This window comes from Burkholderiales bacterium (assembly GCA_036262035.1).
GTDB lineage: Bacteria > Pseudomonadota > Gammaproteobacteria > Burkholderiales > SG8-41 > JAQGMV01.
Genome location: DATAJS010000010.1, coordinates 674,340 through 689,433, shown reverse-complemented (window position 1 = coordinate 689,433; position 15,094 = coordinate 674,340). Strand labels below are relative to the sequence as shown.

Here is a 15,094-nt window from a genome sequence, read left to right as displayed (position 1 = left end):
ACGATGACGACGCGATCCGCGATGGCGTGTGCGCTGCTGCTGGCCTTTACGACGAACGCATGGAGCGCGGACAAGCCGAAGCAACCCGCCGCAAAGAAGACTGCGACGAAAGCCGTCGCGAAGCCCGCGCCGCGCAAGCTCGCCCACGTCGACAAGACCGCCGCACATGCCGCGACCAAAGCGGCCTCGACCCGCGCAACGCGCACTCACGTCGGCGTCGTCAAGACCGCGATCCGCCCGCCGGCCTCGCCCGTGCTGCACGGCCCGCGCGAAGTCCTCACCTGCCGCGACGGCACCGAAGACCATCACGCGCGCATCGCCGTCGTGCTGGTCGGCGGCAAGACCGAGAGCTTCGCCTACTACAGCAAGTGGAAGCCGCGCACGTGCTCGATCTACCTCCAGCGCAACCGCGACAGCAGCCGTTGGAGCGACGCCGGCAGCGTGACGAACGTCAATGCGGACAAGGGCGTGTTCCTGATCGAGCACGGCAAAGGCGAGTATCGCTTCGTGTTCAAGGACGTCGACCGCGAGCGCTACTGCGGCATGGACGGCAGGATCAACGGCACGCTGACGATCCGCAAAGGCAGCGAGCAGTGCGAGGTCGCCGGGATCATGGAGGAAGGCGTGCCGCTCGGGCAGGCGGTCGCTCATGCCGAGGCCGCCGCAGCGGCGAGCTCTGCATCCGCCACGCCCTCCGAGCCGCCGACGACGCCTGCCGGCGCCGCCGTCGCGCGCTCGTCGCCGCAGGGCGAGGCGTCGTTCTTCAAGCGCCTGGCGCAGACGCTCGCGCACGAGCCGAGCCCGACGTGGCACGGCGGGGTGATCGTCGGCGACTGACCCACACACGACGCAGGGTGCTTAGCCGCGAAGCGGCGTAACGCACCGTCAAAGCCGCGGTGCGTTGCGCGTTCGCTCACGCACCCCGCGCTGCTTCCGCCCGCACGAATGTAGTATCGTGAGGCAGGCTCATGCGCGTTCGCCGGACCTGGTTCGGCCGCCTGCCCGCCGTTCGCGCTTTGCCTCGGTTGTTGCACCCATAAGCACAACGACAAGGAGGAGCAAGGCATGTGGACCCGGTATCTCATCGGCGCGCTCGCGGTCGGCGCGTGCAGTCACTCAGCCGCGCAAACGTACCCGACCAAACCGATACGCATCGTGACCTCGCCGGCCGGCGGCGGTAACGATTTTCCCGCGCGGCTCATCGCGACCCATCTCGCCAAGCCGCTCGGCCAGCAGCTCATCGTCGACAACCGGCCGACCGTGCTGATCGCCGACATCGTCGCGAAGTCGCCGCCCGACGGCCACACGCTGCTCGTCACCGGCAGCGCGCACTGGATAGGGCCGCTCGTCGAGAAAGTGAACTACGATCCGATCCGCGACTTCGCGCCGATTACGCTGATCGACCGCGCGCCGAGCGTGCTCGTCGTGCACCCGTCGATGCCGGTGAAGACGGTGAAGCAGCTCGTCGCGCTCGCCAAGGCGAAGCCCGGCCAGCTCAACTTCTCGGTGGGCGGGCCCGGCACCTCGAACTTCATCGGCGCGGTGATGTTCAACCACATCGCAAATGTGAACGTGGTGCGCATTCCGTACAAGGGCACCGGTCCGGCGCTGCAGGCGGTGATGGCCGGCGAAGTGCATGCGATGTTCGGATCGGCGGGCGGCGCCGCGCCGCTCGTCAAAGCGGGACGGCTGCGCGCGCTCGCGGTCGGCAGCGCTCAGCCTTCGCCGCTCGCGCCCGGCGTGCCGACGCTGATCGCTTCGGGCCTGCCGGATTTCATCTCCGAAGCGCTGCACGCGCTGTACGCGCCGGCGGGAACGCCGCCGGCGATCGTCGCGAAGCTCAACCAGGAAGTGTCGCGCTACCTCCTGCTGCCCGAGACGAAAGAGCTCTTTCTCAGGGCCGGCATCGAGGTGGCGCCGGGAACGCCCGAAGAGCTGACCGCGATCGTGAAATCCGAGGTCGCGCGGGTCGACAAGATTTTCAAAGCCGCAAAGGTGGGGGTCCAATGAAGGAGCTCGAAGGGAAGGTCGCGCTCATCGGGGGCGCGGGACGCAACAACGGCAAGGCGATCGCGCTGGAGTTCGCGCGCGAAGGCGCGGATCTCATCCTGATCGCGCGCGAGCGCAAGGCGGAGCTCGAGGCCGTCGCGCACGAGTGCCAGTCGCTGGGCGCGAAGGTGATGACGGCGCTGTGCGACGTCAGCGAGAACGATCAGGTCGAGCGCATGGTGAAGCAGGGGCTCGACCATTTCGGCCGCGTCGACGTGCTGGCGTGCACCGCGGGCCGCCGCGCGCACCAGGATTTCTGGCAGATCAGCGTCGAGGAATGGCACAAGACGTTCGCGGTCAATCTCGACTCGGCGTTCTATCTCTCGCGGGCGGTCGCGCCGTCGATGATGAAGCAGAAGAGCGGCAGCATCCTCGCGCTCGGCGGCATGGCGGCGGTGACCGCGCAGCCGCAGCGCGCGCACGTCATCGCGTCGAAGCACGCGCTCTACGGCTTCATCAAGGCGCTCGCGTACGAGCTCGGGCCGTACAACGTCCGCGCGAACCTGATCGCGCTGATGACGATCGAGAACATCCGCGCGAACCCCGAATGGTACGGCGGCCACACCGGGCCGACGGCTGAAGAGCTCGAAGCGATACCGCTGCGGCGCGCCGGAAAGAACCGGGAAGTCGCCAACGTCGCGGTGTTCCTCGCGTCGGACCGATCGTCGTACGTGACCGGCGATCGCATCCTGTGCGGCGGCGGGAAATACATGTGAGAGCCGCGCTCGCCCTCGTCGCCGCGCTCATCGCCGCGCCCGCAGTCGCGCAGCCGTATCCGACGCGTCCGATCCGCCTCGTGATCCCGTCGCCGCCCGGCGGCGGGACCGACACGCTCGGACGGCTGCTCAAGGAAGGCTTCACCGAATCGTGGGGCCAGCCGATCGTCGTCGACAACCGCGGCGGCGCCAGCGGTCGCATCGCGGCGGCGGCAGTGGCGAAAGCGAACCCGGACGGCCACACCCTGCTCTTCACCTACGGCGGCGTGCTGGCGACGGGGCTCCCGCTCTTCAAGAAGCTGCCGTATCACCCGATCCGGGACTTCGCGCCCGTCGCGATGATGGCGCACATACCCGGCGTGCTCGTCGCGCATCCTTCGTTCCCGGCGAAGACGCTCGCCGAGCTGATCAAGCTCGCCAAGGCGAAGCCGGGCGCGCTCACCTACGGCACCGCCAGCCTCGGCGCGACCTCGCACCTCAACATGGAACTGCTGAAGCAGATGGCCGGGCTCGACATGCACGGCGTCTCGTACAACGGCGACGCGCCGCAGATCGTCGCGCTGCTCGGCGGTCACGTGCTCTTCGGCTTCGTGAACACTGCCGCGGCGATGCCGCACATGCAGTCGGGCAAGCTGCGCCCGATCGCGGTGGCCACCGCGCAGCGCAATCCCGCGCTGCCCGACGTGCCCTCGGTCGCCGAAGCCGGCGTGCCCGGTTACGAGGCGCTGCTCTTCTACTGCCTCGTGGCGCCGGCCCGCACGCCGGGCGAGGTGATTGCGAAGCTCAACGATGCGGTGACCAGGACCAAGCATGCGCCCGCCGTGAAACAGGCGCTCGCATCGCTCGGCGCGGTGCCGGTCGACATGACGCCGCCGGAGCTCGGGGCTTTCATCGAGCGCGAGCTCGCGAAATGGACTCGCGTGATAGAGCAGGGCAACATAAAAGCGGACTAAAAAGGAAGGAGCTGGCATGGATGTCGGTACGTTTCTGCTGATGCAGTCCCCGATGGCGCGCTCGTCCGAAGAGGTCTACGCGCGCGGGATCGAACAGGCGCAGGCGGCCGAGAGCCTCGGCTATCGCAACACCTGGCTCGGCGAGCACCACTTCTCCACGTACGGCTATCTGTCGCGCCCGGTGCAGCTCGCGACCTACATCGCGGCGAAGACCACGACGCTGCGCGTCGGCACCGCGGTCATCGTCGTGCCGCTGCACCATCCGCTGCTGATCGCGGAAGAGGTGGCGATGCTCGACATCCTCTCCAACGGGCGTCTCGACATCGGCCTCGGCCGCGGCTACCAGCGCTACGAGTTCGAGCGGCTCGGCCTGAAGCTCGACACCAGCGGCGAGCGCTGGAACGAATCGATCGACGTCCTGCTGCGCGCGTTCGCGGGCGAGCCTTTCAGCTACGAGGGAAAGATCTTCAACATCCCCGAGACCTCGATCTTCCCGAAGAACACCCAGAAACCGCATCCGCCGATCTGGGTCACCGCGCAAAGCCCGTACGCCATCGAGGCGACGGTCAAGCGCGGCTTCAACGTGCTCACCGGAGGCTTCGGCGTGCCGCTGGAGCGGCTCGCGGAGTTCGGCAGGATCTTCAACAAGGTGGTCGACGAAGTGAAGCCGCCGAAGAAGCCGCTGGTTGGAGTGCAGCGCGCGGTCTACGTCACCAAGGACCCCGCCGACGCGCGCGAAGCCGCCGAGCAGGCGCGCTGGAACATGCGCGTGACGCTCAGCCTTCGCAACAACTACGAGCGCGTCGAAGGCGGCAAGGCCATACCGGTGCCCGCAAAGACCGAACCGACGATCGACGAGCTGCTCGACCGCTATCTCGTCATCGGCACGCCCGACGAAGTCATCCGCCAGATCCGCCGCGTGCAGGAGGTCGTCGGCATCTCGCATTTCAACTGCAGCTTCTGGATCGGCGACCTCTCGCAGCAGCGGGTGCTGAAGTCGATGGAGCTTTTCGCGAAGGAGGTCATGCCGGCGTTTCACTGACGCTCGTCATCCGTGGATCCGCTAACACCGTCATCCCGGGATCCACTAGCACCGTCATCCCGGACGAGCGGGCGAAAGCCGGCTCGATCCGGGGTCCATGTTGAGTTTGACGCAGTTGAAAATGGGTTCCCGCCTTCGCGGGAACGACGCATCTGAAAGGGGGAGATATGAAAGCGCTGATTCGTGCCGTCACCGCCTGCGCGCTGCTCGGCGCCGCGGGCTATGCAGTCTCGCAGGTCGGCTTCCCGCCTCCGCCGCCGAAAGTGAGCCCTGCGGCAGGCGTCATCGACATGCACGTGCATCCCGATCCCGACGTCTTCGGGCGCTCGCTCACCGACGTGGAGCTGGCGATGATCGCCAAGCGCAAGGGCATGCGCGGCATCGTCCTCAAGAACCACGTCGTCACCACCGCCGACCGCGCCCAGCTCGCGATGAACCAGGTGCCCGGGCTCGAAGTCTGGGGCGGGATCGTGCTCAACAAGGCGGTGGGCGGCATCAACCCCGCGGCGGTCGAGTGGATGCACCGCATGTCCGGCGGCCGCGGCAAGGTGGTGTGGCTGCCGACGTTCGACTCCGACAAGCACATCAAGACGTTGGTGAACAAGGACGGCTCGGGCCTCGTCGTCGCACCGGGCGGCAAGGTCACGGCGGAGATGGAAGAAGTGCTGAAGATCGTCGCGCGCGAGAACCTCGTCCTCGCGACGGGCCACGTGCACGCGGACGAAGTGGTGGCGGTGACACGGCGCGCCCGCGAGCTCGGAGTGAAGAGCATCCTCGTCACTCACGGCCTCACCAACATCCCGGGGCTTTCCACCGCGCAGGCGCGCGAGGTCGCCAAGCTCGGCGGCTTCATCGAGATCTGCTATCTCCAGTTCCTGACCGGACCGACCGCGCAATACCAGTGGATGACGCACTGGGACCGCGTCGACGCCAAGGCGGTGGCGCAGGCGGTGAAAGAGATCGGCGCCGACCACCTCGTGCTCTCCACCGACCTCGGGCAGCAAGGCATGATGACGCCGCCGGACGGCATCGAGAACCAGGTCGCCGCGGTGCGCGCGGCGGGCGTATCGCAGGCCGACATCGACAAGATGATGAAGCGCAACCCCGCGCGGCTGCTGGGGATTCCGGAGTAGATCGACGTGAACTAGGGCCGCAACGCGCGCGTGAGGAGCGCGCGCGGGCACGGCGGATGCTGCAGGGCGCCGAGGCACAAGCCTTTACCAATTCCAGGAGGCTCCCATGCTACGCACCGCATGTCTCGCCGTCGTTCTCGCGTTTTCCAGCAGCGCCGCGTTCGCTCAGGCCAAAGCGGCGCTTCCCGGCAAGTTCCAGGCGCCGCCGCCCGGCAGCTATTCGGGCAACATCAAGGCGACGACCGGCTCGGCCATGTCCGACGTCAAGCTCGACATCAAGGACGTCACCAAGGACGGCCGCGTCACCTCGCGCGTGACGGCCAGCGGCTACAAGAATCCCGCGTGCGGCAAGAACCTGCCGGCGAGCGGCATCATGCTGGACGACAACTCGATGCGCCTCGAAGTCGACGCCGGCGCGCCCGAAGGCTGCGAGCGCGTCTACAACGTGAAGGCCTCGGGCGGGCAGCTCAGCGGGACGTTCGTCGAGGGCAAGCCGTCGGCGACGAAGAAATAATTCGTAGCGCCGCCAGGCGCATAAGCACGCCGTTGCGCGGGGAGGTGCGGCCCGAGCCGCACCGACCAGCGGCGTGGCCCTTTCCGCGACGTGGCGATCTCCTGGCGCACGTAACGACGCCGGGATTGCTTCGTCGCCGCCGCTCCCCGCAATGACGGCTATTTCGCGAGCGCGCTGAACGCGCGCTCGAGATCCGCCTCCGCGCGCGCATGGTGCTCCTTGCGCGCCGCGATCCACGCGCGCTCGGCGCCGGCGGCTTCGCTTTCCGCGCCGAGCATGCGATTGACTTCCTCGAGCTGCGGGCCGCCTTTGCCTTTGCGCCCGTAGACCATGTACTCGGCGCTGATCGCTTCCCTGAATTCGGCTTCGCTCAAAGGCAGCGTCTGCTTCGCCTGCTCTTCGTAGATGCGCGCGGCTTGCGCATACGGAATGTCGGTGATGCGGATGCGCCTGCCCCGGCCGTAATCGGTCAGCTTCGACGCGAAGTGATGGCCGATGCGGAAAGGGACGTCGGCTTTCTGCGCGAGCGCGTCGGCGATCTCGGTCGTGGTCGAGTAATCGGCGTGCACCTCGGCGAGCGCGCGCTCCTTGTCGACGACGATTCCCTCGGTGACCTGCCGGAAGAGCTTGAGCACCGCGAGCGCCCGCGTGCACGGCACCGGATCGTAGGCGCGGTAATCGAACATGCCGGTGCGGTTGTTGTGCGAGATCAGCGTCACCGTCTGCATCTCGCCGATGAGGATGCTCGATTGCGCGCGCAGTTGCTCCAGCGCGGCCGGGTTGCGCTTCTGCGGCATGATGCTGGAGACACCGGTGAGCTCGCCCGCCGCGAGCATGAACCAGGGCTGCGGCTCGGCGTACTGCGCGTGGATGTCCTGCGCGAACTGCCCCGCCTGCACTGCGACGATGGAGAGCGCGCCCGCCATCTCCAGCGCGCTGTCGACCGGGCCGAGGTGGTTCGCGTCGTAGGCGTTCTCGACGAGCCCCTGGAAGCCGAGCAGCGCCGCGAGCCGGTCGCGGTCGAGCGGAAAGCTCGACGTCGCGAGCGCCGCCGCGCCGAGGGGACTCCTGTTCACGCGCGCGTAGAGTTGCTGCAGGCGCTCGACGCTGCGGCCCAGTGCGGACGCGAGCGCGAGCAGGTAATGCGCGAACGTGGTCGGCTGCGCCTGCACGCCGTGGGTGTACGCCGGGATGATCGTCTCGGTGTGGCTGCTTGCGAGCGCCAGCAGCTTTTCGCGCGCGAGCACCGTCGCCTCGATGACCTGGAGCAGCCCGTCGCGCAGATTCATGCGCGCGATGGTCGATGACAGATCCTGGCGGCTGCGGCCGCTGTGCAGCCGCGACGCGTCGGGCCCGACAACCGCGATCAGCCGCGGCTCGTAATCGAGGTAATCCGCCGAGCGCTCGTCGTACGGCTGTTTCGCGACCTCGGCGACGCCTTTCGCGATCGCGCCCGCCGTCGCCTTCGGCACGATGCCTTGCTCCGCCAGCATGACGATCGACGCCTGGTTGATGCGATCGAGGAACTCGACCGACCTCCCGCCGCCGCGGAACGCTTCGTTGATGTCTCTCGCCTGCGCCATGGTGTTCTTGTCATTGCGAGGAGCGCTGGCGACGAAGCAATCCCGGCGCGGCCGTCCGTGCGCCACGCGATCGCCACGGCGCCTTACGGCGCCTCGCGATGACGATATCGATTATTCGGATTTGTCTTCGGTGTTGAGCATCTTGTCGCTCTTGAGCACGACCTTGTCGGCTTTCAGCGCGGCGATCTCCGCCGCCGAGTAACCGAGCTCGGAAAGAATGGTGTCGGTGTGCTCGCCCAGACACGCCGGCTGCTCGCGCACGCCGAAATCCTCGGTGTCTTTCATGCTGACCGGAAGCTTGGGCACTTTCAGGGTCTTGCCGCCGACCGTCAGCGGCAGCCAGCGCTCGCCTGCGTCGAGGTGCTTCTCGTCGACGAGGTCGAGCGGCGTCCCGACCGGCGCGTAAGGCACGAGCGCCTGGTAGAGCTTGGCCGTGATCTCGTCGTAGGTGTACGCCTTCACCGCTTCCGTGACGCGATCGGCGATGCGCGACTTGTTCGCGCTGCGCTTGCGGTTGTTGTCGAGCTCGGGTGAAGTCTTCCAGTCGTCGAAGCCGAGCGCGTCGCACAGGCCCGCCCAGTGCCGGTTGCCGGTCACCGCGATGAACACCTGCTTGTCGTCCTTCGTGGGGAAGAGCTGATACACGCCCCACCCCATGTTCTTCGCCATGCCGCTGGTGCGCTCGCCGCGCGGCGGCGGGTTCTTGCCGGTCATCTGCGCGCCGGTGATGTACTGGCTCACCCAGAAAACGATCGTCTCGAAGAGACCGGCCTCGATCGCGTCGCCCTTGCCGGTGTGCTCGCGCCGATACAGCGCGGCGAGCACGGCGATCACGCCGTACGTCGCGGCGCCGATGTCGGTGATTGACGCGCCGGCGCGCATCGGCTGGTTCTCGTAGCCGGTGAGGAACGCGAGTCCGCCCGCCATCTGCGCGAGCTCGTCGAGGAACGGCCGGTCGCTGTACGGTCCCGGCAGGAAGCCTTTGACGCTGCAATAGATGACGCGCGGGTTTACTGTCTTGCCCCACTCGTGATCCAGGCCGAGCCGCGCCAGCGCGCCGGGTGCGAAGTTGTCGAGCACGACGTCGGCGCGCGCGACGAGCTTCTCGAACACCTGCTTGCCTTTCGCGCTGCGCAGGTCGAGCGCGAGATAGCGTTTGTTGCGGTTGAAGGTGAAGAACGTGCCGCCGTTGTTGCTGTGGCTGCGCGCGGTGTCGCCGGTGCTCGGGTGCTCGATCTTGATGACGTCGGCGCCGAGGTCGCCGAGCATCAGCCCGGCGCTCGGGCCGGCGACGATGTGCGAGAGCTCGAGGACTTTGACGCCGGCGAGCGGCAGGCGCTGCTTCTGCTGACTTTCGCTCATGCCGCCGCGCGCGCCTTCTCACGTAACGCCCGCAGCGTGCCGCCTTTCATCACCGACCCCGGCAGGTCGTGGCCGACGATCTCCTCGGCGAGACGCGCCGCTTCGATCATCAGGTCGAGGTCGACGCCGGTGTCGATGCCCATCTCTTCGCACATGAAGACCAGGTCTTCGGTGCAGATGTTGCCCGCGGCGCCCTTGTGCGCAGCGAAAGGGCAGCCGCCCAGACCGGCGACGCAGGAATCGTACATGTCCACGCCCATCTCCAGCCCTGCATACGCGAGCGCGACCGCCATGCCGCGCGTGTCGTGCAAATGCAAAGACAGCCGCTGCTCGGGATACTTGTCGCGCACCGCGCCGACGACGCGCTTGAGCGACTCCGGCGTCGCCCACGCCATGGTGTCGGAGAGATTGAGCACCTCGATCGTCAGACCGTGCTCCGCGGCGATGTCGAAGATGCCCTGGCAGACTTCGAGCAGGCGCGGGATCGGGACGTCGCCCTGGAAGTTGCAGCCGAACGCCGCCATGATCGAGCCCTTGTCGACCTTGACGCCGTGCGCCTGGTACACGTCGATCATGCGAGCTTGCGCTTCGTAGTTCTGCTCGAAGGTGCGCTTCTGGTTGCGCGCGAGGAAAGCTTCCGACGCGGTCTGCGAGATCGTGCCGGTCATGTCGAAGCGGCCGTGCGAGAGCGCTCGCTCCAGGCCTTTCTCGTTGAGCGCGAGCGCTTCGTATTTGACGCCGGGATAGGACGTGAAGCCGCGCGCGACCTCGTCGGCGTCGGCCATGCCGGGGACGTTCTTCGCCGGCACGAACGAGCACACCTGGATGTGCTTGAGCCCCGTGCGGCCGAGCGCGTCGATCAGCTCGATCTTGCGCGCGGTGGGGATGACGCCTTTCTCGAACTGGAAGCCTTCGCGCGGGCCTTGCTCGAAGATGTGTATCGACTTCGGTAAATCGCTCATTGGAGCTCCTCAGATCAAACCGGGGTCAGACCCCGATGAAACCGGGGTCTGACCCCGTCATGCGGCGGCGGGGATGCCCACGCCTTCCTGCTCGCAGGAATTTGCGACGTCGCTGATCGTCACGCGCGCCATGTCGCGCACGTGACGCAGGTCGTCGTAATCGGTGCCGCGATGCATGGTGCAGCGGTTGTCCCACATGACGAGCTCGTTCGGACGCCAGCGGTGGGTGTAGACGAACTGGCGCTGCGTCACGTGCGCGATCAGCTCGTCGATCAGCGCGCGGCCTTCGTCTTCGGGCATGCCGTAGATCTTGCCCGCGTGCGACGCGACGAACAGCGACTTGCGGCGGTTCTGCGGGATGGTGCGCACCAGCACCTGCGGCACCGGCGGCAGCCGGGTCATCTCTTCCTCGTTGAACTCGTTGAAGCCGCTGCGGCGGCGCGAGTGCACGATCCAGTGCTCGACCACGAGGCCTTCGAGCTTCTGCTTCATCGTCTCGGGCAGCGCGTCGTACGCCGCGCGCTGGTCGGCGAACTCGGTGTGACCGCCGATCGGCGCGATCTTGCGCGAATAGAGCAGCGAGGTGAGGCTCGGCAGCCGCTTGAACGAGCTGTCGGTGTGCCAGAGCTTGTTGCCGAGCTTGTACATGCGCTGGCGGCTGGTCTCGCCCCAGATCTTGCCGTCGACGCTCAGGTTGGAAATGTCGGCGAACGCGCCGCTGTAGCGCATCGGCGTCGCGTTGGGATCGAGCGTGCGGCTCTTCTCGATCGGGCCCCATTTCGCGGAAAACCCGAGATGCTGATCGGGCGTAAGAACCTGCTCCGGAAAGATCAGCACCGAATACTTCCAGAACGCTTCCTGGATCGCGGCAAAGTCCGCATCGTGCAGCGGCCTGGTGAGATCGACGTCGCCGATCTCCGCGGCGAACGTGGGTGTGACGGGACAGACGGTGATGGTCATGGGGCTCCTCCGGGACCACGCGAGGGGACCATTGTAGTTCGTATCGCGGCGCAGCCGGCAGGCGTCATTCCCGACCCGCGCCAGCGGGAGCGATCGGGAATCCATCTTGACGTTGACGATTTGAAAATGGATTCCCGCTTACGCGGGAATGACGATATTGCGGCTACTCGTACGTCTTGATCATGTCGAGCGTGGACGCGTTGCCGATCGCGTCGAAGTTGTCGCGCAGCCAGCGGTCGGCGGTGTCGACGCCGAGATCGTGGAGATAGGAGAGGAACTTCCAGTCCGCGTTGAACTTGCTCGAGCTGCCGAGCTCGCTCATCGCGTCCTCGGCCTGGATCATGTGGAAGCGCACCTGCGCGAACCCCGAGCCTTCCGCCCTGCCCTGCTCGAGCAGCCGCGACACCGTGACGATGCCGTTCATCTCGCGCATCAGCGACGAGTTGAAGCTGATCTCGTTGATGCGGTTCAGGATCTCGCGCGCGGTGCTCGGCACCTGCGGACGGTTCATCGGGTTGATCTGCACGATGATCACGTCCTTGGCGACGCACTGATTGACGAGCGGCATGATCGCCGGGTTCGCCATGTACCCGCCGTCCCAATAGCACTCGCCGTCGATCTCCACCGCGCGGAAGAGCGTCGGCAGGCATGCCGAGGCGAGCAGCGTGTCGACCGTGAGCTCCCCTGTGCCGAACACCTTGAGCTTGCAGGTGCGCACATTGGTCGCCGCCGCGAAGAGCTTGATGTGGACCTGCGAGCGCAGGTGCGCGAAATCGACCATGTCCTGGAGGATGTCGCGCAGCGGGTGCAGGTTGAGCGGGTTGAGCTGGTACGGCGAGAACATGCGCGTGACCGCATCGAGGAGCTGGTAGCCCGGCGCCTCGTCCATGTTCCACGAGCTGTGGTTGAACGGGGACAGCGAGTTCGCGATCGTCATCGGCACGAACGCGCCTTCGTTCACCCGCCGCCAGAAGGTATTGAGCGACGAGACCGCGCGCGCCTTGCGCCCGCGGATGAAGCCGTCGGTGAAGACCACGGCGTTCATCGCGCCGGCGCTCGTGCCGGAGAGGCCGTCGATGAAGATGCGCCCGTCGCTGATCAGCCGCTCGAGCACGCCCCACGTGAACGCGCCGTGCGCGCCGCCGCCCTGGAGCGCGAGGTTGACGCGCTTGCGGCCCTTGTGCAGCCGTTGATCGGTCGCCATCGGACTCTCCCGATAGAGCGCCCGGCTGCGGCCGGATCAGTCGATCTTCGCGCCCGCCAACTGCACCACTTCGGCGAACTTGCTGATCTCGGCGCGCAGGAAGGCGCGCAGCTGCTCGGGCGTCGACCACTCCGGAGGAGCGCCCATCCTGAGCAGCGTGTCCGCGACCTCACGGCTCTTGAGGCTCTCGACGACAGCGGCATGCAGCCGCTCGACGATACGCTGCGGCGTTCCGGCCGGGACGACCAGACAGTACCACGAGGTCACGTCGATCGGCAGCCCGCTTTCGATGAAGGTCGGCACGTCGGGCAGCACCGGGCTGCGCTTGACGCCCGAGCCCGCCAGCACGCGCAAGCGTCCCGCGTGTGCGTGGGAGACGACGGCCGGCGGCCCCGAGAACATGATCCCGGGCTCGCCGCCGAGCGTCGCGGCGAGCGCGGGGCCCGAGCCTTTGAACGGCACGTGCGTCATCACGATGCCCGCACGCTTCTTCAGAAGCTCTGCGACGAGATGCCCGGTGGTGCCGCTGCCCGCGGAGCCGTAGTTGAGGCGGCTGTTGGGATCCTTCGCGAGCGCGACGAGCTGCTTCAGGCTGGTCGCCTGCACGCCCGGATGTACCGACAGCATCTGCGGCACCTTGGTGATGATCGACACCGGCGCGAAGCTCTTCAGCGGATCATATGGAAGCTTCGAGCCGTAGAGCGAGACGTTGATCGCCATCGGCGACACCACGCCGAGCAGGATCGTATAGCCGTCGGGCGGCGAGGTCGCCGCCATCGCGGTGCCGACCGTGCCGCCCGCGCCGCCGCGGCTGTCGACGACGACGGTCTGGCCCAGCGTCTCGCTCATGCGCTGAGCGATCACGCGCGCGATCGGTTCGGCGGTGCCGCCGGGAGCCGTGGGATTGATGAATCGGATCGGACGCGTCGGCCAGGCGTCGGCTGCGTACGCATGAGAACAGGCGGCGAGCGCGAGGGCGGCCGCGCAAGACTTCGATACCGTGGACCTCATGCGTGCGCGAGCTCCCCGGCGATCGCGCGATCCTTGATCGCGGTGCCCGTTTCGTCGCGGACCCAGTCCTTGATCGAGACGCGCCAGTGGATGCGCTCTTCCTCGGGCGGATAGTCGCCGGCGGCCTTGTGATACGAGCAGCGGTTGTCCCAGATGACGATGTCGCCCTTCCTCCACTTGTGGCTGTATTGCGCGGGCGGGTTCTGCATGATCGCGGTGAGCTCGGCGATGATCGCGTCGCTCTCGTTCGCAGGCAGGCCGTCGATCGAGAGGATCTTGTTCTGGTCGAAGTAGAAGAGCTTGCGGCCGGTCTCTTTATGGAGCTGCACGAGCGGGTGGCGCCGCGCCGGCTCGTTGCGGTCCTCGGGGTTGAGCAGCGCATTCATCTTCTTGCGGCCGCCGTAAACGTACAGCCCGCACTTGTCTTCCACCCGGTCCCGAATCCGCTTCGGCACTGCGTCGTACAGCGCGTACGCGCTGGAGAAATGGGTGTCGCCGCCACGGCTGGGAATCGCGAGCGCGTAGAGCTGCGTCGCCTTGAACGGCACCTCCTCGTACGAGCCGTCGGTGTGGAAGCCTTCGGCGCCGCGGCGATAGATGTCCATGTCGAGCGTGCCGTCGGCTCTGTATTTGTTCACGCCGAGCAGGGTGATCTCGGGACAGTCGGGATGGCGCGTGCTCTTCGACGGATGCGGCAGCACGCGGCCGAAGCGCCGGCTGTAGGCGACGTAGTCGTCGAGGGTGAGCGTCTGGTCGCGCACGCAGATCACGTTGTGCTCGAGCCACGTCGCGTAGATCTTCGCGAACGCCGCGTCGTCCATATTGCGAACATCGGCGCCGAGTATCTCCGCGCCGATCGGCCCGAGGCGCCGAATCTCCATGAGTCCTCCTTCGGAACAGGGAAGTGCGAGTCTTGTGTTCGACTTTCCCCGCTGAATGTAGGCGGCGCGCGGCGACCGTGTCAACGCCGGCCGACCAGTTCATGGACAGCGCGGCGGGCGGCGGTGCGGAGCTTTCAGCCGAGGATCTCGGCGATGTGCTCGCGCTCGTCCATCTCCGACACGAACTCCTTGAGCTCGGGTCCGAGCGCGTCGCGCACCGACAGCATGCCGACGGGGCGGCCTTGCTCGACGACGGGCACGTGGCGAAAGCGTCCTTCGTACATCATGTGCAGCGCGTGGCCGAGCGGCTTGTCGGGCGCGATGGTCTGCGGCGAGCCGGTCATGACCTGCGCGAGCGTCGTGGTCGCCGGATCGCGCGCTTCGGCGGTCACGCGGAACACGATGTCGCGCTCGGTGAGCACGCCGACGAGGCGCTGCTTGTCGCACACGAGCAGCGCATCGGTCGCGTGCTCCTTCATCAATCGCGCCGCATCGAATACAGTGGCGCTGCTCGGGGCCGAGAGAAACCGCTTGTTGTGGATGACGCTCCGGATCGACACGTGGGACATGGCTTCCTCCAACTCCTCGGACTGGAGTGTCTCCAGAATACTCCGCTGGGCGTTACCGTTTGACACTTTTTCGGCACGAATAAAGACACGCGAGCGATAAGGATCGGACGATGCATAGACGTGCGTTTCTTCGTGCGAGTGCAGCACTCGCCACG

Annotated in this window: 15 protein-coding genes; 7 read left to right on the top strand and 8 right to left on the bottom strand. The window is 66.9% G+C overall.

What is annotated here, in order from left to right:
• The first annotated feature begins 3 nt into the window (after positions 1-3).
• The 7 genes from VHP37_11160 to VHP37_11130 all read left to right on the top strand — a co-directional run bounded on the left by VHP37_11160 (position 4) and on the right by VHP37_11130 (position 6,407).
• Positions 4-837: a hypothetical protein gene (locus VHP37_11160; protein HEX2826897.1), complete on the top strand. Its 834-nt coding sequence runs from the start codon at positions 4-6 to the stop codon at positions 835-837.
• A gap of 228 nt (positions 838-1,065) precedes the next feature.
• Positions 1,066-2,010, top strand: a complete 945-nt coding sequence (locus tag VHP37_11155) for a tripartite tricarboxylate transporter substrate-binding protein (protein ID HEX2826896.1) — start codon at positions 1,066-1,068, stop codon at positions 2,008-2,010.
• A complete protein-coding gene (locus VHP37_11150; protein HEX2826895.1) occupies positions 2,007-2,765 on the top strand; it encodes an SDR family NAD(P)-dependent oxidoreductase in 759 nt (252 codons plus the stop codon). The genes VHP37_11155 and VHP37_11150 overlap by 4 nt, the downstream gene beginning before the upstream one ends.
• Positions 2,762-3,718, top strand: a complete 957-nt coding sequence (locus VHP37_11145; GenBank protein HEX2826894.1) for a tripartite tricarboxylate transporter substrate binding protein — start codon at positions 2,762-2,764, stop codon at positions 3,716-3,718. Before VHP37_11150 ends, VHP37_11145 begins: the two co-directional genes overlap by 4 nt.
• Before the next feature lie 16 nt (positions 3,719-3,734).
• Positions 3,735-4,760 carry an LLM class flavin-dependent oxidoreductase gene (locus VHP37_11140; protein ID HEX2826893.1) on the top strand — a complete coding sequence of 342 codons (1,026 nt, stop codon included), beginning with the start codon at positions 3,735-3,737 and terminating at the stop codon, positions 4,758-4,760.
• Positions 4,761-4,927: 167 nt separating this feature from the next.
• Entirely contained in the window at positions 4,928-5,893 is a 966-nt protein-coding gene (locus tag VHP37_11135; GenBank protein HEX2826892.1) for a DUF6282 family protein, read from the top strand.
• 106 nt (positions 5,894-5,999) lie between these two features.
• A complete protein-coding gene (locus tag VHP37_11130) occupies positions 6,000-6,407 on the top strand; it encodes a hypothetical protein (protein ID HEX2826891.1) in 408 nt (135 codons plus the stop codon).
• 158 nt (positions 6,408-6,565) lie between these two features.
• On the opposite strand, the gene VHP37_11125 is transcribed toward VHP37_11130, so the two are convergent.
• The 8 genes from VHP37_11125 to VHP37_11090 form a co-directional block, all read right to left on the bottom strand.
• Complete coding sequence (locus VHP37_11125; GenBank protein ID HEX2826890.1) at positions 6,566-7,990, bottom strand: argininosuccinate lyase; 1,425 nt, start codon at positions 7,988-7,990, stop codon at positions 6,566-6,568.
• Between the two features lie 111 nt (positions 7,991-8,101).
• Positions 8,102-9,352 (bottom strand): CaiB/BaiF CoA-transferase family protein, encoded by a 1,251-nt coding sequence (locus tag VHP37_11120; GenBank protein ID HEX2826889.1) that lies wholly within the window; start codon positions 9,350-9,352, stop codon positions 8,102-8,104.
• Entirely contained in the window at positions 9,349-10,314 is a 966-nt protein-coding gene (locus tag VHP37_11115; GenBank protein ID HEX2826888.1) for a hydroxymethylglutaryl-CoA lyase, read from the bottom strand. Before VHP37_11115 ends, VHP37_11120 begins: the two co-directional genes overlap by 4 nt.
• 57 nt (positions 10,315-10,371) lie before the next feature.
• Positions 10,372-11,274 carry a TauD/TfdA family dioxygenase gene (locus VHP37_11110; GenBank protein ID HEX2826887.1) on the bottom strand — a complete coding sequence of 301 codons (903 nt, stop codon included), beginning with the start codon at positions 11,272-11,274 and terminating at the stop codon, positions 10,372-10,374.
• Positions 11,275-11,437: 163 nt separating this feature from the next.
• Positions 11,438-12,478 carry a patatin-like phospholipase family protein gene (locus tag VHP37_11105; protein ID HEX2826886.1) on the bottom strand — a complete coding sequence of 347 codons (1,041 nt, stop codon included), beginning with the start codon at positions 12,476-12,478 and terminating at the stop codon, positions 11,438-11,440.
• Positions 12,479-12,514: 36 nt separating this feature from the next.
• Complete coding sequence (locus tag VHP37_11100; protein HEX2826885.1) at positions 12,515-13,489, bottom strand: tripartite tricarboxylate transporter substrate binding protein; 975 nt, start codon at positions 13,487-13,489, stop codon at positions 12,515-12,517.
• Complete coding sequence (locus VHP37_11095; GenBank protein HEX2826884.1) at positions 13,486-14,370, bottom strand: TauD/TfdA family dioxygenase; 885 nt, start codon at positions 14,368-14,370, stop codon at positions 13,486-13,488. Before VHP37_11095 ends, VHP37_11100 begins: the two co-directional genes overlap by 4 nt.
• A 134-nt stretch (positions 14,371-14,504) precedes the next feature.
• Entirely contained in the window at positions 14,505-14,939 is a 435-nt protein-coding gene (locus VHP37_11090) for a CBS domain-containing protein (protein ID HEX2826883.1), read from the bottom strand.
• Positions 14,940-15,094 lie beyond the last annotated feature (155 nt).